Consider the following 24,525-nt stretch of genomic DNA (forward strand, 5'->3'; position numbering starts at 1 on the left):
TCATCCGTAGACTCCGCGAGGAGTCGATCGAGATCGTCCTCACTGAGGTGACGGACGATCTCTTTGCGGCGATCCCCAGACATACCTCCTCATCAGACTCTACCTTCATAACTTTCACTAGGCACTATCGGCGGCCCTCAGGCACTCACCTCTGGTGGATCGTACACCTCCGTGCGATCAAGCATATGGAAGATCGACACGAGCAGTTTTCGCGCCGTTGCGACAATCGCTATCTGGTGATTCTTCCGCTGTTTCAATCGAGCGTAAAACCGCCCAAGATACGGATCGTTACACCGGTGAACTGCTGTTTGAACACACTGAACGAGGATCCAGCGTAAGTCTCCACTTCCGCGCTTCGAGATCGATCCTTCCGTCCGCGAGTCGCCTGACTCGCGGACGACCGGATCCAATCCCGCGTAACTCACCACCTGCTTTGCCTCGTCGAATCGGTCGATCTCACCGATCTCCGAGGTGATTAGCAGCGACGAATAGAAACTCACGCCCGGAATCGTCATCAACAGCTGCGTCTCCTCAAGAGACGCAGCGGTTTCCTCGATCAACGATTCGAGTTCCTCGATTTGAGCGGTTAACTCGTCGATGATGGAGAGGAACGACTCCATCAACTGATCGCCGACGACACCGAGCGAGACATCCTCGCCGGCGAGGATGTCTCGCCCGTTCACGCTGAACGGATCCCAGTCGTAGGTGATCCCGTGTTTGTCGAGTAGGGCATGGACTTCGTTTTTGAAGTCGGTGCGCTTTTCGACGAGTCTCTTCCGGCCGCGCACAAGTGCGCGGCGCTCACGGAGCTCTTCGGACGGAACGTAACTCTCAGCGATCATGCCGGCTCGGCGAAGTTGCGCGAGCAACTTCGCGTCGAGCCGGTCATTTTTCACCTCAGCATAGCCGATCGCCTTGGTTTGTGTGGGATCTGCGACAACCACGTCGAGGTGTTCGTCGAGGGTGTCGTAGACCGTGTAGTAGTTGCTAGTTGCTTCGAGCGCCGCTTTGGCTCCAGCGTATTCTTCGGCAACGTCGTCGAGATTCGCGTTTGCGACGCGAATCTCTTCGACGACCTCGGCATCGTCGTCCAAAACAGCGACGTGCGACTCATCTTTATGAAGGTCGATTCCGAGGTAGTACATGGTTCCCCTGGAGTGGGAAGTGCGTGAAGGGAGCCACACCTATTCGGGCTCGCCGCCCGGATGCTGACGGCATCCGGGCGGCCTCCCATGATAGTGCGTCCTTGGCAGGTAGGCCAATCAGAGCCACGCGTTCTATGACGCTGTTGAATCATCGGCCTTTGACCACCCCAGTGCCTCTTCACGCACGCTGGGGACTTAGCAGGCTTTCATCCCATCAGAGCCGCTTGCGATTATCAAGGTGACTCACAGGTGCGGTCGCCTCGATTGTCTTCGTGAACCCTCCCGTTTCGCCTCTGGACATGTCGCTGCCGACAGAGCTCAGATCGATATTGAATGGAGCGAATTGGAGACCGATTCATGCTGACTGATGGAGGGTAACTCCCATTGAGACGTACGCGGCGTCGCGAACAGCGAACTCAATCGGTCGTCATCGAATCCGGGAGTTGCTTAGGCGGCAGGAGCAAGCAGACGGCGTTTCCCCCGGAATTCCGCGATTCGAACAACACCTCTCCGCCGAGCGATTCGACGCACCACTTCATCACGAACAGGCCGATCCCGGAGCCATGGGACGTGCTCGTAGTGACGGTCGGCGAAAACAGCGCGGCGATCTCCTCGGGTGGGATCGGCGGATTCGTGTCCTCGATGCGGATTTCCGCGCGACCGGTGTTGGGCGACGGGCCGACCGTTATCTCGACTGCCGGCGCCTCGTCGTTGCTGTGGACAATCGCGTTCTCAACGGCGTGTGCGAGCGCGTACTCGAACGCATCGTTGACGTCTATCCACATCCGTTTCCGTTCGCTGACTCGGATGTCCGCGTCGGGGTGTTCGGCGCCTATCCGATTCGCGATGTCCCGCACGGCGCCCGCGGCGGAAACCCGGGCGACGCTCGTCTGCGAGTCGGTCACCGCGTGTTCGATTTGTTTCACTGACGTGGCGATGTTCCCGAGCTTCTCTCCTCTGGAAAGAATGGTTGAGACCACTTCTTTGGGCGGTTCGCTCTCAGAGCCGTTCATCACCTGCTCCGCACATCCGATGATAATCGCGGCCTCGTTCCGGAGGTTGTGCCGAAGGACCCGCCAGAACAGCTCTGCTCGATGGTGGGTGTCGTAGTGACGCGTAATGTCCCGTACCTCGACGTGGACACAGCGGTCCGCCGTCGGACGCTGTCGAGAAGTAAACACCTGAATCCAGATGAGTTCGCCGTCCGCTCGTTTGGCTCGCCACACGAACTGCTGCGGGCTTCCGTTGGCGGCCCTAGAGAGTCGATTGTGGAACTCAGATTCGGTGTGTGGGTGCGTGTTTGCCGTGTATTCGGCCACGGAGAGCTCACGCAGTTGGTCCGAACTGTAACCGAGGATTTCCTCCATTCGCGCGTTTGCGTCGATAACAGCCCCGGAGGCGGCGTCATAGATCGCCACACCGGTGTGGAGCGTATCAAGTACCGGGGATAGCGTCGCGCATTCGGGCGAGGACATACACCTGGGGATTTCACCGAGGCACGGTTTTCGTTGCTATGAGTGATATATATCGCTCCGTACGAAATCAGCGGCCGAACGGGCGTTCTCTGATCAAGAGAGAGTCGAATTTGTATCAAGCCGACTATGACATGATCGCCCATCTCCGGAGTCCCGTCCGGGCCCACGCGATAGTCTGATTATCTCAATCTGAAAAACTACAATCTAAATGTAGGAGTGGACTCGTCTTCGTTGAGCGAGAAGGGGCATGACGGACTGGTCACGACGAGTATATATCCCACTGGTCGGCTTCTGACGCGTCCGTTCGCCTATTATAAGGGTTCAAGCACAGGCTGCCGAATAACTCGAACGAGTAACAGATGACAACAGATACCAACCGGAGGTCGAAGAACGACGAGACGACCGGGCGGAAATCGGTGAGTCCCGCGTTCACCGGTCTGGTACACCAAGTCGACAGGCGGTCGTCGGGTCCCGATCGGGTCACGGTGTTCCCAACTGAGGCGACCGATGACGAGCGGCTGTCGACGTGGGTGACGGTGGATGTCGACTCCGTCGTCAAGCCCGAATGCTTCCGATAACCCCTCGGATGTACCGCGACTGCGGCGGGCGAGACGGTCGCGAAGCCCGACGCTGCCGGTCCCCGTCGAATCAGAAGCCCCGATCGACGCGGACTCGGATGTTTCGCCCGCCACCGATTCGGACGCCTCTACCGGTGACGGACGAATCCGAGGTGATCCGTCGGTGGGCATGAAACGACGGGAACTCCTCAACAAAACGCTGGACCGAGTCGCGCTCGGGGTCGTCGCTTCCTCGGTCCTCGAACTGTCCGGTCTGTGGTCTGTGGCGCTGTCTCTTTCTGCGAGCGAGCCGACGCGGCCGACACCCATCGACGGGAAAGATTCGGTCGCTCGGGAACGGACCGCGGACGGCTACGCCATGACGTACGAGTGGACGGACTGGTCCGGGCGTGAGTGGCGCCTGGAGTTTCCGATCGAACGGTCCGCGTACAGAGAAGCGGCCGACGAGACGCACGAATATCTGAGTGGCTTCGAAGCGGCGAAGGCGAGCCCTCATGCCAAGCGACTCACGGAGACGCTCGTCAACGCGAGCGCGATGGGCGAGAGTGCTCGACGGTCGCTCCCTAAGTCGGTCCTTCTCGACGGAGCGATCGGACTTGTACACTCGCTCGAATACGCGACGGATGCGGAATCGATGGGAGCGCCGGACTATATCCGAACCGTCGAGGAGACGCTTGTCGATGGCTGCGGTGACTGCGAGGACCTCACGTATCTGCTTGTCGGGATGCTTTCGCAGCCGGCGATCGGCTACCGGACCGCGATGGTGATCCTTCCCGGTCACATGCTGGTCGGCGTTCACAGGGACGACCTCCCGGCGGTGTACGCGGACGCGCCCACCCTCCCGGGAGGGACGTACGTCGCAATAGAGTGCACCACGTCTCGCCCGATTGGTGAGTTCAAAGACGAGCCCGTGCTAGCGGTGTACGGCGACGGCGTCGAATACATCGACCAGTCGGCGATCACCGACACGGGTGAGGAGTTCCTCCGAGACCCGACGCAGTTTCAGACGATTGCTGACGCGTCGGCGAAGAGCCCCCACTGACCGGAGCAACCGTGGTCAACAACTCCACCTTACTTCGCTCAGTCTACCGACTTCGCTCGGCGGGGGAGGTTGTTATCCGTGAGCTTAGCCTCGATACGGACGGTTTCAAATATTATATATTAGTATATACAACTATTAATCGGGCTTCTTGTAGTTAGCGTAGCATCTGTAAGTCATGGAATCGGCTATGGTCCTTAGCTGTCCAGTTTGTAACGCCGTTCGCGCACTCAAAGGGCGACGAAGCGAGTATTCGAAACAGGATCTGTACGCTCGCGTGAAGCCACACCTAGGTAGGCACGATCTCAACGAGCCCAAAATGGCGATTCGAAAGTACGGGATCATTTCTAACGCTACTGAAATTGTCATCCCCTCAGAGACTACTCAGCGACTTCCGATCGGAGAGTGGATGGAACGCGACGACACATGGCTTCCCGATGGTGCCCTGTCCGGTGGCGAAGGGTCTCTGTCAGCACCCGAACCGTCAGTCGAGACCTCATCCCGCTAGTCCGATGTCGAAAGATAACCGATCCCAGTCAGGTGAACCCGAAAAATGAGTGCTACTCTCTCATTTGTAAGGTGTCGTTTCCGCTGACTCAAAAATGATAGGAATATTTCAGTTTGACAGATACAGGAGCCGCGTCACGGTATCCACGTTCTCCTTGCGGGTGATTCTGTGACCGACAGAGACCTCACAGACCCAGAGTACTACCTCAACAGAGAACTCTCCGAACTGGCGTTTCAGGAGCGAGTTCTTCGAGAGGGAATGGACGATCGGAATCCGCCGCTCGAACGGCTCCGATTTCTCGCGTTCTTCACGAAAAACACCGACGAGTTCTTCATGAAGCGCGTCGGCGGACTCAAACAGCAGATCGACGCCGGTGTGACGAAGACGACGCCCGATGGACGGACACCAAAAGAGCAGTGGGTAGAAGTACTCGACACCGCACGCCCGCTCTTTGCGCAACAGTCGGAATACTGGCAGTCTGTTCTCAAACCGACGCTCGCCGACGAAGGGATCGAGATCTGTACCCCTGACGAGTTACCCGAAGGAAATCAAGAACAGCTACGGACGCACTTCGAGGAGTCTATTCTGCCAACACTGACGCCGCTCGCATTCGATCCCGCTCACCCGTTCCCGTTCATTTCTAACCTCTCGCTTTCGCTCGCTGTGCTCTCGTCGAACGGGGGTGACGAGCCGACATTCACCCGGATCAAGATTCCGCCGAATCAACCCCGCCTCATCAGCGTTTCTGGCGAGGTTGACAGGTACGTTCTCATCGAAGACCTCATCGAACGTAACCTCGACCTGTTGCTCCCCGATCTCGACATCCGTGACGTATCGAAATTCAAGGTGACGCGAAACGCCGAGGTGCGGCGGAACGAAGAGGTCGCCGAAGACCTCGTCGATATGGTTGAGGAGGTCATCGAACAGCGACGCTTCGCGACGGTAGTCCGGCTAGAGGTTGACGCTGATATGCCCGACGAGTCGCTGGCGATTCTCAAAGATCAGCTCGGGGTCGACGACCGAGAAGTGTTCCACCGTGAGGGACCGATCGACTTCGAGGACTTCTTCGAACTCATCGATCTCGATCGCCCCGATCTCAAGCCGCCGGCGTGGTCACCAAAGCCTCATCCCCGATTAGGCTCACTGGCGAGTGATACTAGAGACGAGACGAAGAGTATCTTTGACGAAATTAAACACGGGGACATTCTCGCGCACCACCCGTATCACTCATTCGAGGGGACGGTTCAGCGGTTCCTTAACGCGGCTGCGACTGATCCCGACGTGCTCGCCGTGAAGGCGGCCATCTACCGAACGGCGAGCGACTCGAAAGTCATTCAGAGCCTCATCAATGCCGCCGACAACGGCAAGCAGGTCGCGGTGATGGTCGAACTGAAGGCTCGGTTCGACGAGAAGAACAACCTCGAATGGGTTCGGCAACTCGAAGAGGAGGGCATCCACGTCGCGTACGGGACTGTAGGGTTGAAGACGCACACCAAAACGGCGCTCGTCGTGCGCCGAGAGGACGATGGCGTTCAGCTCTACTCACACATCGGCACCGGAAACTACCATTCAGGAACCGCGAAAGGGTACTCCGACTTGGGGTTGTTGACCGCTGATCGAGACATTGGGTTCGATCTCACGAAGGTGTTCAACTTCTTTACCGGACCGACGCTCGACGACCGTTTCCGGAAGCTCTTGATCGCACCCGTTACGATGCGTGAGCGGCTCACGGAGATGGTCAGACGAGAGGCCGAGCATGCTCGTGCTGGTCAGCGGGCACGGATTGTGGTCAAAATAAACGGGCTTGAAGACCCGTCGATGGTCGAGGAACTTTATCGCGCTTCGATGGCTGGTGTCGAAATCGATTTGATCGTTCGAGATATCTGCCGGCTTCGTCCCGGTATTGAAGGACTAAGCGAGAATATCACCGTCCACTCGATCGTCGGCCGATTCCTCGAACACGCTCGGATATTTTACTTCGAGAACGGAGGCAGTCCCGAGTGGTACATCGGCTCCGCCGATTGGATGACCCGGAATCTCGATTATCGAGTAGAAGCGGTCACGCCGGTCGAAGACACGCAACTGCGCGAACAGCTCCGATTCATTTTGGAGGCGTCACTAACAGATAACCGCCGTCGATGGGTGATGCAAAGCGACGGAACCTACGAAGCGGTCTCTTCCGACGACGACCCGGTTCGAGACATCCAAGAGATATTGATGACAGCGACGGAAGCAGCACTCGACCACGGCTACGGTCCGGGAATGATCGTCGATACGGATCTGATCGAGGAAGCGCTTCTCGTTGAGGAGGTCACAGAGAGCGAGACGGACGCTCGATCCGAGGGGTCGGACGAAACCGGTCTCGATGCCGATGAAGAACAGACCCACTCGGATGGGGGAGACGTGTCTGTGTTCGACGCGTACTCTGATCGTTGGTACCGTCCTGATAGCGAGACGTACGACTGGGCTGTTCGGACGGCGGCGGGCGACCGACGATACTTCAAAACGCGAGAGGGAGCACGGGATCGTCTTCAGACTGAGTACGAGTAATTCAGCTCAGAGTGGCGTTTAGCACGGTGTCGCTTATTCACCGCCAACAGCTTTTCGCGTATCGGGAGGGAGGTCTGAATGGAGTCACTCAGGCCGGATCGACAATTTTCGAGTTGGCGCGTTCTTGATGCGTCTTCGCCTCTACGGTGAGGAATTCGTCGTTCCGGTAGTCGTACGCGGTGAGCGTTCCACCGTAGACGCAGCCGGTATCGAGGCCGACGGCGTGTTCTCGCTCCACCGGGTGGTCATGAACGGTATGACCGAAGAAGACGCGGTAGGGTCCGTCGTAGTCGTCATACCAAAACGGTCCGTCGTACCCATCACCATGCGGGGAACGCATCGTCAACAGTTCCTCAACGGTGTGGTCTGAAAGCGACCGTTGGGGGTCAATACCACCGTGGACGACGAGCACGTCATCGAACGAGATGGCAACCGGAAGCGATTCGAAGTACTCGCGGTCGCCCTCGCGGAGCCAGTCCGGGTGCTTGTCACCGCGCACGATCTTCTGCTCGTTGTTTCCGCGGACGCTGACGAGACGCGGATCCCCACGGACAAGATCGATAACACCGGGACTGTCCGGCCCTTTCCGCACGAGGTCACCGACGAAGACGACAAGATCGTCGTCCTCTAACTCGAGCTTCATGAGGAGCCGCTCGAGAATTACTCGGCTGCCGTGGACGTCTCCGACAATGTAGATCTCCCCGTAGCTGTCGGTTTCGAACCGTTCATGTTGTGCTTCAACGCCGTCACCGAACTGTGGTTTCGTGTTCATGTGGGTGGGTCCAGAGTCGAAACAGTTCGTCTGAGGATTAGACTCAATTGAAAGTATTACACTCCCGAATTAATCAGTTTGTATTAGTGGACTATACTGCTATGTAGTTCTTGATGGCGAAGTGTCCGAGTCGACTGACCCTTTCTCGATCGTTCTATTGTATTTTGAACCGGAGGCCGGTCGCCAGTCCACAGGTTTGACACTCGGATTCCTGTGTTGTCGGTACCGACGATACTTGACGATCCGCTTCGTCAGCGGATTCGCTCAGCGTCATCGCTGAAACCAGCCACATCGCGTCGTTGAGAATCGCTACATTTCGGCCGCGATGTTCCACCACCACCTGCGGCGCGCGAGCGAGCCGCTGGTCGGGGCGGACCTCAGCGACACGGACCCGTCGGAATCGGAGGGGTAGCTACTCGTACACGAGGGGGAAGCTCGCGAGGCGCGCCGCCGCGATTGCGGTCAGCCCGCCCGACGTGACCGAGTCTTGCGAACGCTCCGCGTGGCCGAGTTCGAGCCCCGTCTCGTCCGTCACGGGAACGAGCCGGACGGTCGTGCCCTCAGGCGACGTCTCGCAGAGGAGGTAGGACTGGGGGAACGAACAGGTCGTCGGCGCCGCGAGCTCCCGAACGCCACGATACTCGCCGGTGGCGGGCAGGTGGTAGTGACCTGTGAACACCAGTTCGGCGCCGCCCGCGGCGAGCACGTCGGCAAACGGTTCGGGATCGCGCATCACCGGAGGGAGGCCCATCTCCGGTTCGATTTCGCGGTGGGCCTCGATCTGGTCGCTCACCGGCGGGAAGTTGTGATGGACCAGGATGAGGGGGTTCTCCGCCGTGTCGAGCGTTTCGGCCAGCCACTCCAGCGACTCCGCCGTCACCTGGCCGTCGTGGGACTCATAGAGGCGCTCACTCGTCCCGGAGCTGTTCAGTCCAATGAGGTCTAGTCCACCGAGTTCGACGTGATAAGGGAGCTCTCCCGGACCGTATTTTTTGGCAAACCACGAGGCATCGGGGGAGTCGTGTTCGTCGCGCTTCTTGGGTACGTCGTGGTTGCCCGGGACAGCATAGAAGGGAACGTCGAGTCCCGCGAGTGTCTCATCGACGGCGTCGTAGTTCCACGGCTCGCCATCCTTGGTCAGGTCGCCCGGCGAGAGCACCGCATCGACGTTGCGGGTGGCGATGTCCGCGAGTGCGTTCTCGAAGTGTTCGCGGGTGTGTTCAAAGAGTTTGGAGGTCCCCGTTGCACGGACGCCAACGTGCGGGTCGGCGACGACGGCAAAGCGGGTGTGTTCGGCGGCCGGCGCGTCGAGACGGGCCATCAGCGGGCCGGCGGACTCGTCGCTCATACGTCCTCCGGGAGGAAGTCGCTGGGATCATCGTGGCGGAAGCTACTGAGGTGGGTGCCGTCGAGCAGCTGAACATGGGAGTACATTACCCCGCGCTTGCGGGCAGCCGCGGCGAGATTGCCGGCGTGAGCGAGGTTCACGGCACCGACCAGGAGAACCGCGAGGTCGCGCTCCGCGTCGGTCAGCCGCGTGAGGACAAAGAGGTCCTCTCCCTTGCGGCGGTTGAAAACCTCGTAGCCGTCGAAGGCGGCGCGCTCGACGGCGTTGGTGAAGTTGTCGGCGTCTTCGCCCTGTGCGAGGTAGACCAGCCCGAAGCGGTCGGTGTCGCCGTGTGCGGGCGGTTCGGGTGCGACGTGCCCCGCGCGTACGGTGATGACCTCCCAGCCGTCGTCGCGCAGCTCTGTTTCCATCTCTGTTGCCGACGCGAGCGTTTTCGCCCACCCACTCTCGGTCATGAGTGGCGGTTCCCGAGAGGCGGTAAATGAGTTTGTATTTCATATATGTGTCTCTATTTGGAACTATATATTAATACTTTACACCCTAACCCGGCACTTATTGGAAATAGCAGCAGTAATTATGCCATAAGTGATACACCCATTTGATGGTTCAAAATGGGACACGGCGGGGGTTTCTCACGGCGGCAGGCGCAGGTGCGGTAACGGCGCTCGCGGGCTGTTCTGGAGATAGTGAACCGAGCACCGACGGTGAGTCCAGCAACACCGAGACCAGTAGCGGTAACTCAAGCGGCGACGGGGAAGAGGCGGAGTTCGGATCAGGTGGCACCCTCCAAATGATGGCCACCGGATCCATCCAGACCCTCGATCCTATCAGCGCGAAGGGTTCTGGAGCGGGATACAACCAGTACAACAAGCCGTTGATGCACTTCCCGAACGGAATGTACCCACCAGAAGGGGCGTTGGCCGAGGACTACTCGATGTCCGACGACGGCCTGACCTACACCTTCCAGCTCCGGGATGGCGCCGTGTTCCACAACGGCGACTCGGTCACAGCTGAGGACTTCGTCTACTCCTACCGACGGCTGGCTGGCTCCGAGAATTCTCGAAATAAAGACGACATCATCGGGCAGACGATGACTATCGACCACGAGAAGGAGGCTTCCCGGGCGGAACCCGAAGACGAGACGACACTCGCCGACTACGTTCCAGGGTCGCTTGCGGTCGAGGCCGTCGACGAGACGACTTTCGAGTTCACGCTGCGCTCGCCCTTCCAGTACACGCTGTTCCAGATCGCGGGCGGTACGTTCGCCGTGCTCCCCGAGAACGCCGTCGGTGACATCGAGGGGTATGAGGGCGAGTACGAGTACAACGAGTTCTTTTCGACAGCCAACGGCGGCCCGACCTTCGCCGGCGCAGGCCCCTTCCAAGTCGACTCGTGGACGAAGGGGAACCAGATCCAGCTCACGGCGTTTGACGACTTCTACGGCGGCAGCCCCGACCTTGACGCTATCACCTACACCGTCGTCGGGAGCGGGAATACCCGGTTGAGTCGGTTCCGTAACGAGAACGCAGACATCCTCGAAGGGATGCCGACGGCCTCGTTCAACCCGAGCAACGTCTCTATCGAGTCGACTGAGGGTAACCGCTCGGTCGGGACCTACGAGTTCGACGACGGGATGACGGTCAACTACGGCGAGATTCCCTCGCTGTCGACGGAGTATCTCGTCTTCAACACGCTCGAAGTCCCCATCGCGGTGCGGAAGGCGTTCGCCTACGCAATGAACCAGGAGGACATCGTTAACAACGTCTACAAGGGCAACGCGTTCGCCGGCTACCACATCACGCCGCCCGCGCCATACCCGACTTTCGAGGACGGCGTCAGTTCGACGGAGACGTATAATCGCCACGCTGAGTCCGGCTACCAGTCCAATCTGGAGGCTGCGTCCGACGGCTACCCCTACGGATACGGCGAAACAGACTTGGAAAGCGCCCGCCGAGTGATGGAAGAGGCCGACTACGGCGAAAACAACCGCTTCTCAATCACGGGCACTACCATTTCGGGGAACAGCGCCTACCAGTCGGTGTTCAGCCGCCTTCAATCGAAGCTTAACTCTGCGTACATCGACATGGAGATCGAGGAGGCTGAGTTCGGGACCATCATCAGCCGCGCTATCTCCGGCGACATGGAAGTGTTCGGCCTCGGCGACGGTATGGAGTACCCTGGCCCACAGAACTTCCTCCGGTTCCTCCATGGACTCAACCCGAGCAACCAGTTCACCCGCTGGGGCGCCGAAGGAAGTTACCACGACGACGCGCTTCGCCAGCAGGCTCGTGAAGCCTGGGACAGCAACTACGCTGCGGACGACGCCACCGAAGAGAGCCAAAACGAGGCGTTCCAGACCGTTGAAGAGATCAACTGGCTCTCGATGCAGGAGCTCCCCTTCGCTCATGTCACCAGCCAGCGCTTCTGGCATGACCACGTTGACGTGGAGATGTACGGCGTCATGGAAAACCAAGCGTTCGACGGAGTCCAACTCGCCGACCAGTAAGACGCCACCTCATTGGGTCACCCAGCGACCACCCGTTTATTGATAATGTACCCGCGACAGAACCCCTACTCCGACGAGACGAAACCGTGAACAAGCTCAAATATCTCGGCAAACGCCTGCTTATGAGTGTTCCCGTGGTGTGGCTCGGGGCCTCCATGACGTGGTTCATCATCTTTATGGGCCCCGTGGACCCGGCATCCCGGCTGCTTAGCGAGGGCCAAACCCGGAACCCTGCCGCCTACGAAGCCGCCCAGATCCAGTTGGGGCTGAACCAACCCCCCCTACAACACTATCTCGACTGGATGTCAAATCTCGCCGTCTTCGATCTCGGCCAGACCTGGCTTCTTTACCAAGGGTCAAACGTGAACGCGCTCATCCTTGATTTCCTGCCCCGAACCCTCTGGTTGGGCTTCTGGTCCGTGCTCATCGCGGTGTTCGTCGGCGTCCCCCTCGGCTTCTACGCGGGGATGCGCTCGAATACAGCCTCGGACTACGTCGCCTCAATGGGCGGTATCGTCTGGCGCGCCATGCCGAACTTCTGGCTCGCCATCATGCTGCTGACGGTGCTCGGGAGCGCGTACACCTTCGCCGCGGGCGACTTCTTCGCGCTAAACCTCGACTGGCAGACGATCGGGCCGAACCTGGACTCCATCAGCGGAAGTCCGGACCTCTCCCGGCTCGACACCGTCGACGGTTTCCTCGCGGCAACGAAGAAAGTCCTCCCGGCAGCCGTCGTCCTCGGCTCGGCCTCGATGGGCAACGAAATGCGCATCGGGCGGACGGCGGTGCTGGAAGTCAGAAACGAGGATTACATCGACCTCGCGAAGGCGAAGGGCGTCTCGAAGCGCGCGCTCGTCTGGAAACACATCCTGCGTAACGCGCTCGTTCCCCTCGTGCCGATCATCACCAGCGAGGCGTTCCTGCTCATCGGCGGGTCGGTGTTAGTGGAGACGGTCTTCGGCATCAACGGCATCGGCAACCTGTTCTACCAAGCGGCGATTCAGGGCGATCTCCCGCTCGTGGGGACGCTTATGTACGTGTTCATACTCATGATAGTCGGCATCAACCTCATCCAAGACCTGCTGTACACGCTTATCGACCCACGTGTCGGGCTGGAGGGTAGCTGAGATGGCTCGCGCACACGAAACGACTTCCGGAACGCTACTCCCGACGAACTCGCCTGCTGCCGTCTGGGCCGCAATCGGGGCCGTCCTCTTCGCGGCGCAAGCAGGGGCGTTTTTCGGCTTTGTCGTTGGCGTCTTCGGGGACCTCCTCGCGGTAACACCGCTGCCGGGGGCCGCGTTTATTACTGCCGTTGAGGCCGCGGTGGAGCAGATCCCGACGCTGCTTTCCCGAGACGTGATCCCCAACGACGGCTACTGGAACGGGAGCCGCTGGGTCGGTACGTTTCTCGGGCTGCGTCCCAGTCTCGCGTGGGGGATTCGAGCCGCGTTGGTCTACCTCTACGCCTTCGCGTTCGCCGGCTGGGGAATTCTCGGTTACCGCCTCTACCGCCGCGAGTATCGTACGGCGGACTGGACCCCTCGCGACGACATGGTTGACCGATTCCGCGGGCATAAGTGGGGTATCTTCGGGCTGGTGGTCGTGTTCATGTTCGTTGTAATGGCTGTTTTCGCGCCGGTGCTCGGGCCGACCACTGTTGACGAGAACATGCGCAACTCCTACTCCAACGAGATAACGTACTGGGATAGTGACGCCGAAGCGGTACAGACGACGCTCGTCGGGGAAGCGAATCTCGCCTCCCAGTCGCGGGGCGACAACCCCGAGCGAGTGCTCCCGATGGAGTACGACGACTTCGGACGGTTCCATCCCTTCGGGACGCTCCCTTCGGGACAGGACCTCTTCACGTTCATCGTCTCCGGTTCGCGACTTTCCTTGGTCATCGGGCTCCTCTCCGTCGGATTGAGTGCGGGTATCGCGGCGTCGCTGGCGCTGGTCGCGGCTTACTACAAGGGCCGTACTGACTTGGGGTTAGTGCTTGCCTCCGACTCGGTGATGGCGATGCCACAGCTACTGCTTCTAATCATGCTCACGACGGTTCTTAGTGGGACGTGGTTAGCCGAAATATACAGCGGCGGCTTCGTGTTGGCGCTCATTTTCGCCGGAACGGGATGGACCTACATGTGGCGCTCTCTGCGGGGGCCGGCGTTACAGGTTGCCGAGCGCCAGTGGATCGACGCCGCCCAGAGCTTCGGCCAGCGACCGCTGACCATCATGCGCAAACACATGCTCCCCTACATCACCGGCTACCTGCTCATTTACGGGTCGATGACGTTGGGGGGTGCGATAATCTCCATCGCAGGGCTCTCCTATCTGGGGTTGGGCATCGCGCCCCCGACGCCAGAGTGGGGGCGTGCCATCAACCTCGGGCAGGACTACGTCGCGACTGGGTCGTGGCATATCTCCCTGATTCCCGGCCTTCTCATCACGCTGGTCGTCACCGGATTCAACGCGCTGGGCGACGGCGTCCGCGACGCCATTGACCCACAGAGCGACGCCACGACTGAGGACGGCGCGGCTGGGCGGGGTGGTGGGGCATGAGTGTCGGCCCAGACGAGGAGCCGCTCCTTGCCGTCCGCGACTTAGAGGTCGTCTTCCACACCGAGCGCGAGGAGATACATGCCGTCGACGGCGTCTCCTTCGACATCCACGAGGGTGAGACGGTCGGGCTCGTCGGTGAGAGCGGTTCGGGCAAGTCGGTGACTGCCCGCTCGATACTCGGGCTCGTGGACTCGCCCGGCAGCATCGAGGGAGGCAAGATCGGTTTCCGCGGCGATGATCTCACTGACGACAACTGGGAGCGCCACCGGGGAGACATCGCTATCGTCTTTCAGGACCCCTCCAATTCGCTGAACCCCGTTTACACCGTCGGCAATCAAATCAAGGAGGCCTTACGCATTCATCAGGGCATCCGTGGGAACGAAGCGACGGAAAGGGCGGTCGGACTCTTGGAGGACGTGGGGATTCCTGACCCGCGCCGCCGCGTCGAGGAGTACCCCCATCAGCTCTCGGGAGGAATGCAACAGCGCGCCGTCATCGCGATGGCGCTGGCGTGTGACCCCGACCTGCTGGTCTGTGACGAGCCGACGACGGCGCTGGATGTCACCATTCAGGCCCAGATTCTCGACCTGCTCGCCGACCTCCAGCGCGAGGAGGACCTCGCCATCCTCTTCATCACCCACGACATGGGCGTCATCGAAGACGCTACCGACCGGGTAAATGTTATTTATGCGGGCGAAATCGTCGAGCGCGCCCCAACTGGGATGTTGTTTTCGGAGCCGGCCCATCCATACACGGAGGCGCTGTTACGGAGCATTCCTGGCCGGACGAACGCCGCGGATCGGCTCCCGACCATCGAGGGGGAGGTCCCGACGCCGACCGGCCAGGCCGAAGACTGTCGGTTCGCGCCGCGCTGCCCATACGCCTTTGCTGAGTGCCACGAAACTCCCCCCGAGCACGTCGACGTTGGAGCCGAACGCTCCGCTGCCTGCCTGCTCCACGAGGACGGAAGCGAAGAGGCGGCCGAACGGACCGTCTTCGACGGCAGCGAAGCCGTTAGCGGGGGTGATTCGGCGTGACGACCGACGAACCCCCCGTGATCTCCGTCGAGGAACTGAAAACATACTACGAAGAGGATGGATTCATCTGGTCGTCGCCACCCGTAAAGGCGGTTGATGGCGTCTCTCTCGACATCCACGAGGGCGAGACTATCGGGCTCGTCGGCGAATCGGGCTGTGGGAAGACGACGCTCGGGCGGACGATTCTGGGGCTGAACAACGCCACCGACGGAACCGTCACCGCGGCGGGGACAGACGTAACCGAGCTAAGCGGGCGCGAACGACGGCGCTGGCAACGCCGCGTCGGGATGGTGTTTCAGGATCCGCAGGAGAGCCTGAACGAGCGGATGACCGTTGGCGAAATCATCAAAGAGCCCCTGAAGACCCACGACTGGCCGTTCCTCCGGGTCGCAGTAGAGGACGTCGATGCGGAGGTGAAGGGGAGCGACGTGACGCCGTGCCGCCCCGACCGGGCCGCTGACATCACCGTCCGGCTCCGCAGCGACGGCACCAAGGTCAATGTGCGTGAGGGACTCCCGCTCACGGCTGAGGACCTGAACCTCAGCGTGAGCCGCGACGGGACGACGACCGTCTCGGTCGCCGTCAAGCGGCACAAATCGGAGCTACGCCGTGAGCGCGCCTTCGAACTCCTTGAGCAAGTCGGGCTAACGGAGGACCACTTCTACCGTTACCCGCACCAGTTCTCGGGCGGGCAGCGCCAGCGCATTGGCATCGCTCGGGCGCTCGCGCTGGAGCCGGACTTCCTGGTGCTTGACGAGCCCGTGAGCGCGCTCGACGTGTCCGTACAGGCGCGCATCATCAACCTGCTAGAGGATCTTCAGGACGAGCTTGGGCTGACCTACCTCTTTATTGCTCACGACCTCAGCGTCGTGCGCCACATCGCGGACCGGGTCGCCGTAATGTATCTGGGTAACATCGTGGAGCTGGGGCCAACCCGTGAGGTGTACGAAAATCCCGCACACCCCTACACCGTCTCGCTACTTTCGGCTATCCCCGGAAGCGGCTCGCCATGGGAGGGTGGGCGCGTCACTCTGCGTGGAACGCCTCCGAGCCCGCGGGACCCACCTGCTGGCTGTCCCTTTGCGACGCGCTGTCCCGCCAAAATCAGACCCGACGAGTGGGAGTTCCCGGAACGGACGTGGCGTGCGTTGGACGAACTGCGCGTCTTTTTCCGGACCCGCGCACGCTCCGAGCGCTCAGCGACGGCGGCACTCAAGAGCCTCGTCGGTCTCGACGCCGCGCGAGAGAGTTTGACCGAGACCGTCGAAGAACTCCTCGCGGAGCACGATCTGTCGCCCGCGGCTCAGTCTGTCATCGAAGAGGCACTCGAACACGCGCGAGCCGGTGACGACGCGGCAGCCGCCCAACGACTACGCGAGGCATTCGGCTCGCGCTGCGACGAGGAACACCCCAGCGGCTACGATGAGGGGCCGGGACGAACAAGCGCGTGTCTCCGTCACGAACCTAAGTACGAGAGTGCCGCAGAGGTCATCGCGGCTCGGGAGGACGAATGACCGGGCGGTCCAACCCGGATGCCGCTGTCGCCCGAGCGGCCCGTGTCGGCGCCGTGGTCGTCCGTTCCCTGTTCCGCGCGGATATCGCCGTCAAGACGAAACCGAACAAGACGGATACCGTCACGTGAGCTGACCGCAGGACCCAACGCGAGGTCATCGAAGCGACCCAAGAAGCCAACCCTAATGCCGCCGTTGTCGGCAAAGAGGAAGACAATCTAAAGTAGCTCCTTGGGTGGGGCGCCGGCGGGTAGTTGATTCCATCGACGAGACGTATAACTACGTCCGCGGTGGGTGGATGTGGACGACGAGCGTCGCTGTCCCGGATGGTGTGCCGACCGCGGCAACGAACGCTCTGTTCAGGCTTGGACCGATGCTTCAGTTAACACGACCGTTTCGCTTCGGTATCGTTGATCCTCGGCGTTAGACACGTTTGGACTCCTCCTGTGTCGGTAGCACCTCTTTCGAACGTCTGCGCCAGCGGTCGGGAGGGAGCGCTGAACACGGACGGGGTTCAAAGGGGAATCCGAGACGAGCGGTTGCGCTTGAGAGAGCGTAGCGCAATGAGCTGCCCCAAGAAGCCCTCCCGGTATCCTTACTACTCGCTGTATAGTGACGGTTCCACGCTATTTATTTAGGCCCGCCTAAAATAATACGTGATGACGCAGTCCGACGCTGACGCTCAAGACGAGACAGAGAGCGACCTGACCCTCATCAGAGAGGGTCGGGACTTCGAACAGGAGTACCGTCTGTCCGCCGCTGAGGCGGGGCGTTTCTTAGTTAAAATCGGTGAGCAGCTCCAGGAGAGCGATGAACTAACCATAACCGGTGACGAGTGGAAGCTCCCATTTAGTTTCGGTGAACCGGTTGAGCTTGAAGTCGAGTACGAAGGCTACGGCGAACAAGAGCTGGAAATAGAGGTCGAAATCCCTGGACGGACCGACGAGACGGCACCGTCCGTTGAGTGATTGGCTCTCTCGTGATTGACATCCTCGTCGCGCTAAAGCACGAGGCATTCGCCTTGAATTCTCCGTAACTGGCCTCCGGGTGCCGACGCCGAACAGCCAGCGCCGATGACGACATCCGAAAGCCCTCGGCCGCTCGGTATCCCACGACCACCGCTGCGCTCCTCGTGCCTGTGGTGCTCACGGGGACGGGGGACGACCAAGATGGCCTCACCCTTTCTGAGTCATTCAGAATGTCGGCTGTGTGACTGAGTATCGAGCCCGGTTGAACAGGTTCTTTGTTACGATACACCCCGCTCACCGCTCCCGTCCTCCGCGTCGCTCGCGGCCGACCCATCCGGGAATATGGGCGCTTTCCGTACCGCCCGCACCCATTTCAGGCTAAAATGAATCTGGTTTCGACGACAGCCTTGAGCGCGTTTTCGGTTGCGCCTCTCGCGGGCTTTTGCGTTCCAGCTCTTTGGGCCGTTCCGCGACACGCTCCCGTACACGGCGGTCGAGATCGCTGTCGACGCGCTGATCCACGGCGCCGTGCTGATAGAGTTTCTCCAGCGGATCGCCGGGCCGGGGAGCCCGCTCACGTCGTCGCGACTTCGTCGCAACCGTCATAACTTCAGAGGATAGATCTCATGCGTCCTTTTTTCCCGCCAAAAGCTTGATTAAAACCTCGCTAAATCAATAACAGTCCGTCATTCGAGTACCGCTCCAGCAGGCGCTTGTTTCACTGCGAACCGTTCGCGTGAACTTCGTCGAACAAGTCTGTAACCCGCTGTTCGATATCGTTTCGGATCTCACGGACATGATCGAGATCTTGGCCGTCAGGATCTGTTAGCGCCCAGTCGCGAACATCTATCTCTTCAGCATCGAGTTCGAGTGTCGAACAGCCCATTGTGGCGACGACGTCACATGATTCGAGCTCAGTCGTTGAGACTTCTCGAGGGACTCGATCCGAGAGATCGATCTCGTGGTCTTACATGACCGCCACGACCTCGTCGTGGACGCTATCGGCGGGGTGAGTCCCACCGGTAATGATCTCAACACTGTCTTCGAGTCCACGACGGTCACGCTCGCGTTCGGCGAACGCTGTTGCCATCTGACTGCGACCAGCATTTTGTACACAAACGAATCCTAGAGTAACCGGCAACTCATCACTCACAAACAGCAGAATCGATGCCGTCGACTTGAGCACTTATATGTGATGTATATACGTCTCAATAGCTCAACACGGGTCTGAGAGTACTTCTCAGATAGCCTATCAAGAGCCGCTGTGCCTGAAGTAACAGCTATACCGATCCCACTCGCTTGTGGAGGTGTGACTGAATCCGATGAGCGGACGGGCCACCAGATCGCGTTCGTGTGCGTCCAAAACGCAGGACGGAGCCAAATGGCGGCGGCGTTCGCTGAGCGCGAGCGCGACCGTCGCGGTGTGGGCGATCAGCTTACGATCGTTACCGGTGGCACACAGCCCGCAGACCACGTCCACGAGATCGTCGTCGAAGCAATGAGAGAGCGAGACATCGATCTCAGCGACCGAACGCCGCGAGAGGTGACGCCAGACGAGCTACAAGCGGTCGATGTCGTCGTCACGATGGGGTGTTCCGCATCGGACGTGTGCCCGGCGACGTGGAACGGTGAGAATCGCGATTGGGGGCTCGACGATCCCCACGAGCGCCCGATCGAGCAGGTTCGTGAGATTCGTGACGAGATCGAAGAACGTGTCGTCTCGCTGTTCGACGAACTCCTGTCGCAGACGCCGTCCGCGGAGTGACAATTGGCAGGGTCGTCAGCCGGAATGACCCCTGTCGACCTCCGCTAACAGCAGCCGTCGTCGTCGGCGCCGCAGACGCTCCCGTAGTCGACACCGGTCTCGTCGCCGATCGCCTCGTTACACTGCATCACCATCGTGGTAAACGCGAACTCCGAGGAGGACTCTTTCGCCGTCGCGAGCTCTTCGCCGAGCGCCTCGGCGGCCGCGACGACCGCTTCGTCAGTCACTTCGGACTCGCTGGCGTCCTGACCGGAAGCGCTCAACAGCACCCACCTCCGGTGGATCGCGCGAACCCCTCGCCGATCTCGTCGCTGATGGTGTCGTTCGTCCGCTGAAGCAGTTCTATCAAATCGGCCTGTGCGGCCTGCTGACGCTGGATCGTCTCGTTGTTCGACATCTCGGTCTGGAGCTGCTTCAGCTCGGCCATCACCGATTCGTCGAAGCCGCCGCGTTGCATCTGCTGTTGCTTCTGCTGGTACTCGCGGAGCAGCGCCATCGCGTCGTCATCATCCTGTAACGCCTCTTCGGCCGCGACGAACTGCTGATACGTCTCAGACTCGCCGAGCGTGTCGAGGAACTCGTGGAGGGCCGCCTCGACGTTGGCTTCTACGTCTTCCTCATCGGGTACGCCCACGCTGTCCTCGGCCGCACCTTCCACGTCCTGTGCGTCGCTCACGAGGGCGTCACCTCCGGTGCGTCCGCTCCGACAACGTCTGCGAGTCCGGTAATCTCCTCACCGAAGGCGCTGAGTTCGTCGAGCCCGATCGGTTCGTCCTGCCGGAGCGGCGCCAACATCAACGGCGCGTCGAACCGGTCACGGATCTCGTCGAGATACTGCGCCTGCTGAGCGCGCCGATTCGCGAAGAAGGCGTTGTCGCCGTACTCCTCGGGGAGGAGGTAGTTGGCGACGACCAGCGAGGTCTCGATGCCGACCTGATCTTTGAGGTCGGCGGCGGCCCGGTAGGCTTCCATCATAGGCGTGTACTCGGGGTACATCACGAACGCGAACGTGCTCCGTTCGGGGTCTTTCATCGTCTCGATGACCTCGTCGTACTGGTCGCCTTTGGCGGGGGCAGCCCCCTTCGTCAGCGAGCCGAGGTCCATGAACCCCTTCCAGTCGGAGGGAAGTTCGAGCAAGCGAAGGGTGTGGCCTGTCGGCGCCGTGTCGAAGACGACCACGTCGTAGCCGTCCTCGTCGAAGTAGCTCACGAACTTTTCGAGCGCGGCCATCTCCTCGGCACACGGCGATTCCAGTTCCTCTTCGACGTTCGCGATCGCGGCGTCGACGTCGATCTGCGTGTCCTCTTTGTCCTCGTACATCTCGGTGACGTGGTCGAGGACCTGCTCGCGGTACTCCGCAAGCGCTTTCTCTTGGTCGATCCGCGCCGCGTCGAGATTCTCCTGGCCGACCGAGGTGGGCTCGTGGCCCACGGGCTCGCCGAAGATGTCCTCTAAGTGCGCAGCCGGGTCAGTCGTGACGACAAGCGTCTCGTGGCCCGCCTCAGCGAGTTTTGTCGCTGCCGTCGAGGCGACCGTGCTCTTGCCGACGCCACCCTTCCCGGTGAAAAAGAGGTACTGCGTCTCCTCGCCCGGCGTGAGCTGGTCGACAACCGCGTCGGCGTCCGCCATCGAATCGAACTCGACCGCACCGTCAGCGTCCACGTCGGTCGCGGTCCCGACGTCGACGGTCGCCTCCGTGCCGTCGTAGAGGACACCGCCCACGTCAGCGAGCAGGTCGAGCCCGGCTATCTCGCCGGGCTGGAGCGGGTACGTCGCCGTCGCGTCCGCGTCGAACTCCTCTCGGGCGCGCTCGATAACGGCCTGCTCGTCCGCGCGTTTCCCCTCGAAGAAGGGGTCCTCGCACACCGACTCTGGGAGGTAGCCGTTGAGGATCAACAGCTGCGACTCGATCCCGAGGTCGCCGAGGTCGCTCGCGCTGCGTTCGATCTCGTCGATCGAGGAGTCCTCCGGCTTGCCGACGAAGGCGAAGGAAGTGCGCTCGTCGTCCTGGAGCGTGTCGATCGCGCGCTCATAATCCTGTTTTTTGTCCTCCATCGAGGCCGCCGGCCCGATACAGGTCGAGCCGCCCTTCTCGAGTTCGGCGTTCCAGTCGGAGGGGAGCTTCATCAGCCGGATGGTGTGGCCCGTTGGCGCCGTGTCGAAGACCACGACGTCGTACTCCGGGCTGTCCATGAAGTCGACGAAGTTGTCGAAGGCGGCGATCTCCTCGACGCAGGGGCTGTTGAGTTGCTCTTCGACCGTCTGGATCTCCTCTTCACCGAGCAGTTCGCGCATCGGCTCGATCGTCTCCTGGCGGTACTCCTCGGCGGCGGTGTCCGGGTCGATCTCGATCGCCGAGAGGTTCTCGATCCCGTCGATCGCGGTGACCTCGTGGCCGATCGACTGCCCGAAGATGTCCGAGAGATTCGGGGCAGGGTCGGTGGTCACCAGCAGCGTCTCGTAGTCGTTGTCGGCGAGCCACGTCGCGGTCGCACAGCTCACCGTGCTCTTGCCGACGCCGCCCTTCCCGCTGAAGAAAACGAACTCGGTTTCGTCGCTATTTGGTTCGACGACCTCACGCGCGCTCGTCGCTGTCGACTGTGATTGTGCCATTTATTAGGCCTCCTGTGGCGCGGCGTTGCCGTCGATGGCCGCGGTCAGTTCGTCGTACGAGAGGTACTCGCCCTCGGCGACGATCTCGTCGTCGACGACCGTGATGGGGAGAATCGACGGTCCGTCCTCCTGAACGCGGTCGTAGATCCGCTGCGTTTCGAGGAACTGATCGATGTTGTGCTGCATGTTCGCCCGGTTGACTTCGAGCTCGTCGAACGCGTCTTCGAGCTGGTCAAGCGCCGCGCTGACCTCAACAAGTTCGTCGTCGGGGTCGGGACCGCAGACGCCGGTGGAGCAACACATCGCTTCTTCGTACAGGGTGAGTTCGGTCATGATTGAGTCGGATCGCGGTCGTACGTCTGATGTATCGTTCACAGCAGGACACGTTTGTTTGTCCTCTCTGTGGCCGATTCATTTGAACAAACTCTCATACAATTATAAGCTCTTCGGTCGGATATCTCCACATCGGTCGCACAGTCATTCCATCTTGAACGGCCGAGACCCCCCGATCACCCGATAAATCCGTTGGTGGCCCACGATCCTGGGTCGTCGACACACGTCGTGGTTCGACACTTCGACGCCGGGGCACTCACGGGGACGAGCGCACTTTCGACATCACCGTTCTGGATCTGCCGCGTCGCAGTCGGCGGAATCCAAACCGCGTCGCCAGCTTCGATTTCGGGGGATTCGTCGTCGATAACGACGGTAGCTTCACCCTCTAAGAGGACGTATATCTCCTCGTGATCCTCCGCGGCGTGGTCATGCGACTTATTCCGCCATCCGGGTTCACAGCGCGCGATTGACACGCCGACCTGCTCGCTATCGAGCGAGTCGGTAAGCGGCCGCATCGCGCCCGAGGTGGTCTCGATGTCGGTGTAATTGACCCGTTTGTAGGAACCGGTCACGGCGAACACCCTGTAGCGGCGCATTCGGTCGTATCATTGCTCGAGCCTGCCGGGATGGTCGTTGTCGATCGGCAGACACCCGCCACAAGTCTCGTCTCTTTCACACGAGACAATATTTGAGAGATTACTATATTGTTTTCGCTGTCCAGCTATCAGTTGAGACGGCGCTCCGCAACGTTTAATCCCGGCTTGGTTCAATTGTTTGTATGTCATCTACCGAGCGTTTACAGCGGTACGTCGCCGACGAGTGTGGCTCCTGTACGGATGAAGACCTCGCCGACCGGTTAGCGGAGCTAGAAGAACTGAACGAGAGCGTCGGTGGATCCGACCTGGCGACCGATATTGAGCTGCTGTCGGCGCTCGGCAACGAGACGCGATACAAGATCGTCCGGATGCTCCACGCTGCTGACGACGAGGAGCTGTGCGTCTGCGAACTCTCGCCACTCTTAGACGTGAGCGACAGCGCGATCAGCCACGCCCTCTCGCAGCTCACTGACGCCGGCCTCGTCACGCGCCGGAAAGAAGGGAAGTGGCGGATGTATCGCGCCACGCCGCGCGCGAACGCCGTCCTCGTCGCGCTCGACGGGTCGAGGTCGCTGTAAGAAGGGTCCCGGCTCAGAGGAAGCTGAGACGTTCTGTCAGCGCTACAGTCGCCGGTGGCAGATCGAGAGTGAGTACAAATCGAACAAAGGTGATTTTCTCGCGAAGACCTCCTCGAAAGATTACCGTGTTCGCCTATTCTACTTCGTGTTCGCGGTCCTCTTGTACAATATCTGGCGGCTGACCGACTTCCTGCTGAAAGCGGATATCGACGGCGAGATGGACTACGCACCTGTGATTACTGCGGGTGAGTGTGTTGAGCTCGTTGCCTCGGCGTTGATCCCGCACGACTAATCGGCTGAGCTCTCGCTGGGTCCGCCGCTCAAGAGTGACAACCGTATTCAGCAGCGCCAAAATCCACGCAATTTCGTACGCTCGTCCGGTAGTTCGAGAGTAAGGATTCAAAATCGATCCCTGAACGCTGAGAATCACCACGACTTGATGGCTATTCGATCCAAAACTAGCCTATCCTCCGAAACTGTGGGTTTGAAAGCGGCGAGATATTCATATAGCGACATACAATATACTATTGGATCTATGCCGCTAAGAATGGCTCTCGCACCCGATACCACCGGATAAGCTCTCACAAAATCACATAGCGCCCGAATATATTACTTTGTCTTAGTCGAGTAAGACAGAGTAA

General features: G+C 60.3%; 21 protein-coding genes and 2 pseudogenes. 12 read left to right on the forward strand and 11 right to left on the reverse strand.

Features of this window, described 5'->3' with window-relative positions; translation table 11 throughout:
• Positions 1–137: 137 nt before the first annotated feature.
• A complete protein-coding gene (locus EXE52_RS16965) occupies positions 138–1,145 on the reverse strand; it encodes an IS110 family transposase (protein WP_137703922.1) in 1,008 nt (335 codons plus the stop codon).
• A 416-nt stretch (positions 1,146–1,561) separates the two neighbouring features.
• Entirely contained in the window at positions 1,562–2,620 is a 1,059-nt protein-coding gene (locus EXE52_RS16970) for a PAS domain-containing sensor histidine kinase (protein ID WP_137703923.1), read from the reverse strand.
• A gap of 359 nt (positions 2,621–2,979) precedes the next feature.
• On the opposite strand from EXE52_RS16970, the gene EXE52_RS16975 reads away from it, so the two are divergent.
• The 3 genes from EXE52_RS16975 to ppk1 all read left to right on the forward strand — a co-directional run bounded on the left by EXE52_RS16975 (position 2,980) and on the right by ppk1 (position 7,295).
• Positions 2,980–3,198 carry a hypothetical protein gene (locus tag EXE52_RS16975; RefSeq protein ID WP_137703924.1) on the forward strand — a complete coding sequence of 73 codons (219 nt, stop codon included), beginning with the start codon at positions 2,980–2,982 and terminating at the stop codon, positions 3,196–3,198.
• Positions 3,199–3,367: 169 nt separating this feature from the next.
• A complete protein-coding gene (locus EXE52_RS16980) occupies positions 3,368–4,240 on the forward strand; it encodes a hypothetical protein (RefSeq protein WP_137703925.1) in 873 nt (290 codons plus the stop codon).
• Positions 4,241–4,913: 673 nt separating this feature from the next.
• Positions 4,914–7,295, forward strand: coding sequence for a polyphosphate kinase 1 (gene ppk1, locus EXE52_RS16990; protein WP_137703927.1), 2,382 nt, complete (start codon positions 4,914–4,916; stop codon positions 7,293–7,295).
• An 88-nt stretch (positions 7,296–7,383) separates the two neighbouring features.
• Here ppk1 and EXE52_RS16995 read toward each other — a convergent pair whose 3' ends face one another.
• From EXE52_RS16995 to EXE52_RS17010, 3 genes are all read right to left on the reverse strand, one after another.
• Positions 7,384–8,067, reverse strand: coding sequence for a metallophosphoesterase family protein (locus EXE52_RS16995; RefSeq protein ID WP_137703928.1), 684 nt, complete (start codon positions 8,065–8,067; stop codon positions 7,384–7,386).
• Between the two features lie 412 nt (positions 8,068–8,479).
• Positions 8,480–9,415, reverse strand: coding sequence for a metallophosphoesterase (locus EXE52_RS17005; RefSeq protein WP_137703930.1), 936 nt, complete (start codon positions 9,413–9,415; stop codon positions 8,480–8,482).
• Positions 9,412–9,870, reverse strand: a complete 459-nt coding sequence (locus tag EXE52_RS17010; RefSeq protein WP_094583130.1) for a hypothetical protein — start codon at positions 9,868–9,870, stop codon at positions 9,412–9,414. Before EXE52_RS17010 ends, EXE52_RS17005 begins: the two co-directional genes overlap by 4 nt.
• 146 nt (positions 9,871–10,016) lie before the next feature.
• On the opposite strand from EXE52_RS17010, the gene EXE52_RS17015 reads away from it, so the two are divergent.
• The 6 genes from EXE52_RS17015 to EXE52_RS17040 all read left to right on the forward strand — a co-directional run bounded on the left by EXE52_RS17015 (position 10,017) and on the right by EXE52_RS17040 (position 17,999).
• Positions 10,017–11,921, forward strand: a complete 1,905-nt coding sequence (locus EXE52_RS17015) for an ABC transporter substrate-binding protein (protein WP_137703931.1) — start codon at positions 10,017–10,019, stop codon at positions 11,919–11,921.
• An 86-nt stretch (positions 11,922–12,007) separates the two neighbouring features.
• A complete protein-coding gene (locus EXE52_RS17020) occupies positions 12,008–13,048 on the forward strand; it encodes an ABC transporter permease (protein WP_137703932.1) in 1,041 nt (346 codons plus the stop codon).
• Between the two features lies 1 nt (position 13,049).
• Positions 13,050–14,483 (forward strand): ABC transporter permease, encoded by a 1,434-nt coding sequence (locus EXE52_RS17025; RefSeq protein ID WP_137703933.1) that lies wholly within the window; start codon positions 13,050–13,052, stop codon positions 14,481–14,483.
• The gene (locus tag EXE52_RS17030; protein ID WP_137703934.1) at positions 14,480–15,520 is read left to right on the forward strand and encodes an ABC transporter ATP-binding protein; all 1,041 of its coding nucleotides are present in this window, start codon (positions 14,480–14,482) and stop codon (positions 15,518–15,520) included. Before EXE52_RS17025 ends, EXE52_RS17030 begins: the two co-directional genes overlap by 4 nt.
• Entirely contained in the window at positions 15,517–17,034 is a 1,518-nt protein-coding gene (locus EXE52_RS17035; RefSeq protein ID WP_094583135.1) for an ABC transporter ATP-binding protein, read from the forward strand. The genes EXE52_RS17030 and EXE52_RS17035 overlap by 4 nt, the downstream gene beginning before the upstream one ends.
• Before the next feature lie 656 nt (positions 17,035–17,690).
• Complete coding sequence (locus tag EXE52_RS17040) at positions 17,691–17,999, forward strand: amphi-Trp domain-containing protein (protein ID WP_094583136.1); 309 nt, start codon at positions 17,691–17,693, stop codon at positions 17,997–17,999.
• 718 nt (positions 18,000–18,717) lie between these two features.
• Here EXE52_RS17040 and EXE52_RS17050 read toward each other — a convergent pair.
• Positions 18,718–19,152, reverse strand: a pseudogene (locus tag EXE52_RS17050) (low molecular weight phosphatase family protein).
• Positions 19,153–19,341: 189 nt separating this feature from the next.
• On the opposite strand from EXE52_RS17050, the gene EXE52_RS17055 reads away from it, so the two are divergent.
• A complete protein-coding gene (locus EXE52_RS17055; protein WP_394347645.1) occupies positions 19,342–19,764 on the forward strand; it encodes a low molecular weight phosphatase family protein in 423 nt (140 codons plus the stop codon).
• A 44-nt stretch (positions 19,765–19,808) separates the two neighbouring features.
• Here the strand turns inward: EXE52_RS17055 and hcsS are convergent, their stop codons facing one another.
• The 5 genes from hcsS to EXE52_RS17080 form a co-directional block, all read right to left on the reverse strand.
• On the reverse strand, positions 19,809–20,033 hold the full coding sequence (hcsS, locus tag EXE52_RS17060; protein ID WP_137690912.1) for a halo-CC-star protein HcsS: 225 nt from the start codon (positions 20,031–20,033) through the stop codon (positions 19,809–19,811).
• On the reverse strand, positions 20,024–20,440 hold the full coding sequence (gene hcsL / locus EXE52_RS17065) for a halo-CC-star protein HcsL (RefSeq protein WP_137703936.1): 417 nt from the start codon (positions 20,438–20,440) through the stop codon (positions 20,024–20,026). Before hcsL ends, hcsS begins: the two co-directional genes overlap by 10 nt.
• Positions 20,437–22,377 (reverse strand): arsenical pump-driving ATPase, encoded by a 1,941-nt coding sequence (gene arsA / locus EXE52_RS17070; protein ID WP_137703937.1) that lies wholly within the window; start codon positions 22,375–22,377, stop codon positions 20,437–20,439. The genes hcsL and arsA overlap by 4 nt, the downstream gene beginning before the upstream one ends.
• 3 nt (positions 22,378–22,380) lie before the next feature.
• Positions 22,381–22,710 (reverse strand): arsenite efflux transporter metallochaperone ArsD, encoded by a 330-nt coding sequence (arsD, locus tag EXE52_RS17075; RefSeq protein WP_094519407.1) that lies wholly within the window; start codon positions 22,708–22,710, stop codon positions 22,381–22,383.
• Positions 22,711–22,886: 176 nt separating this feature from the next.
• Positions 22,887–23,306, reverse strand: a complete 420-nt coding sequence (locus EXE52_RS17080) for a cupin domain-containing protein (protein WP_137703938.1) — start codon at positions 23,304–23,306, stop codon at positions 22,887–22,889.
• Between the two features lie 182 nt (positions 23,307–23,488).
• Between EXE52_RS17080 and EXE52_RS17085 the strand changes: the two genes are divergently transcribed.
• Together EXE52_RS17085 and EXE52_RS18890 are read left to right on the forward strand one after the other, a co-directional pair.
• Positions 23,489–23,884 (forward strand): metalloregulator ArsR/SmtB family transcription factor, encoded by a 396-nt coding sequence (locus tag EXE52_RS17085; protein ID WP_094583148.1) that lies wholly within the window; start codon positions 23,489–23,491, stop codon positions 23,882–23,884.
• Between the two features lie 10 nt (positions 23,885–23,894).
• A pseudogene (locus EXE52_RS18890) lies at positions 23,895–24,176 on the forward strand (transposase); the annotation flags it as partial.
• Positions 24,177–24,525 lie beyond the last annotated feature (349 nt).

The organism is Halorubrum sp. CGM4_25_10-8A, assembly GCF_005435025.1.
Lineage (GTDB): Archaea > Halobacteriota > Halobacteria > Halobacteriales > Haloferacaceae > Halorubrum > Halorubrum ezzemoulense.

Excerpts from the sequence above, each read along its gene's own strand:
- EXE52_RS16965 (WP_137703922.1), bottom strand. The coding sequence starts at position 1,145 with ATGTACTACCTCGGAATCGACCTTCATAAAGATGAGTCGCACGTCGCT.
- EXE52_RS16970 (WP_137703923.1), bottom strand. The coding sequence starts at position 2,620 with ATGTCCTCGCCCGAATGCGCGACGCTATCCCCGGTACTTGATACGCTC.
- EXE52_RS16975 (WP_137703924.1), top strand. The coding sequence starts at position 2,980 with ATGACAACAGATACCAACCGGAGGTCGAAGAACGACGAGACGACCGGG.
- EXE52_RS16980 (WP_137703925.1), top strand. The coding sequence starts at position 3,368 with ATGAAACGACGGGAACTCCTCAACAAAACGCTGGACCGAGTCGCGCTC.
- EXE52_RS16995 (WP_137703928.1), bottom strand. The coding sequence starts at position 8,067 with ATGAACACGAAACCACAGTTCGGTGACGGCGTTGAAGCACAACATGAA.
- EXE52_RS17005 (WP_137703930.1), bottom strand. The coding sequence starts at position 9,415 with ATGAGCGACGAGTCCGCCGGCCCGCTGATGGCCCGTCTCGACGCGCCG.
- EXE52_RS17010 (WP_094583130.1), bottom strand. The coding sequence starts at position 9,870 with ATGACCGAGAGTGGGTGGGCGAAAACGCTCGCGTCGGCAACAGAGATG.
- EXE52_RS17015 (WP_137703931.1), top strand. The coding sequence starts at position 10,017 with ATGGTTCAAAATGGGACACGGCGGGGGTTTCTCACGGCGGCAGGCGCA.
- EXE52_RS17025 (WP_137703933.1), top strand. The coding sequence starts at position 13,050 with ATGGCTCGCGCACACGAAACGACTTCCGGAACGCTACTCCCGACGAAC.
- EXE52_RS17030 (WP_137703934.1), top strand. The coding sequence starts at position 14,480 with ATGAGTGTCGGCCCAGACGAGGAGCCGCTCCTTGCCGTCCGCGACTTA.
- EXE52_RS17040 (WP_094583136.1), top strand. The coding sequence starts at position 17,691 with ATGACGCAGTCCGACGCTGACGCTCAAGACGAGACAGAGAGCGACCTG.
- arsA (WP_137703937.1), bottom strand. The coding sequence starts at position 22,377 with ATGGCACAATCACAGTCGACAGCGACGAGCGCGCGTGAGGTCGTCGAA.
- arsD (WP_094519407.1), bottom strand. The coding sequence starts at position 22,710 with ATGACCGAACTCACCCTGTACGAAGAAGCGATGTGTTGCTCCACCGGC.
- EXE52_RS17080 (WP_137703938.1), bottom strand. The coding sequence starts at position 23,306 with ATGCGCCGCTACAGGGTGTTCGCCGTGACCGGTTCCTACAAACGGGTC.
- EXE52_RS17085 (WP_094583148.1), top strand. The coding sequence starts at position 23,489 with ATGTCATCTACCGAGCGTTTACAGCGGTACGTCGCCGACGAGTGTGGC.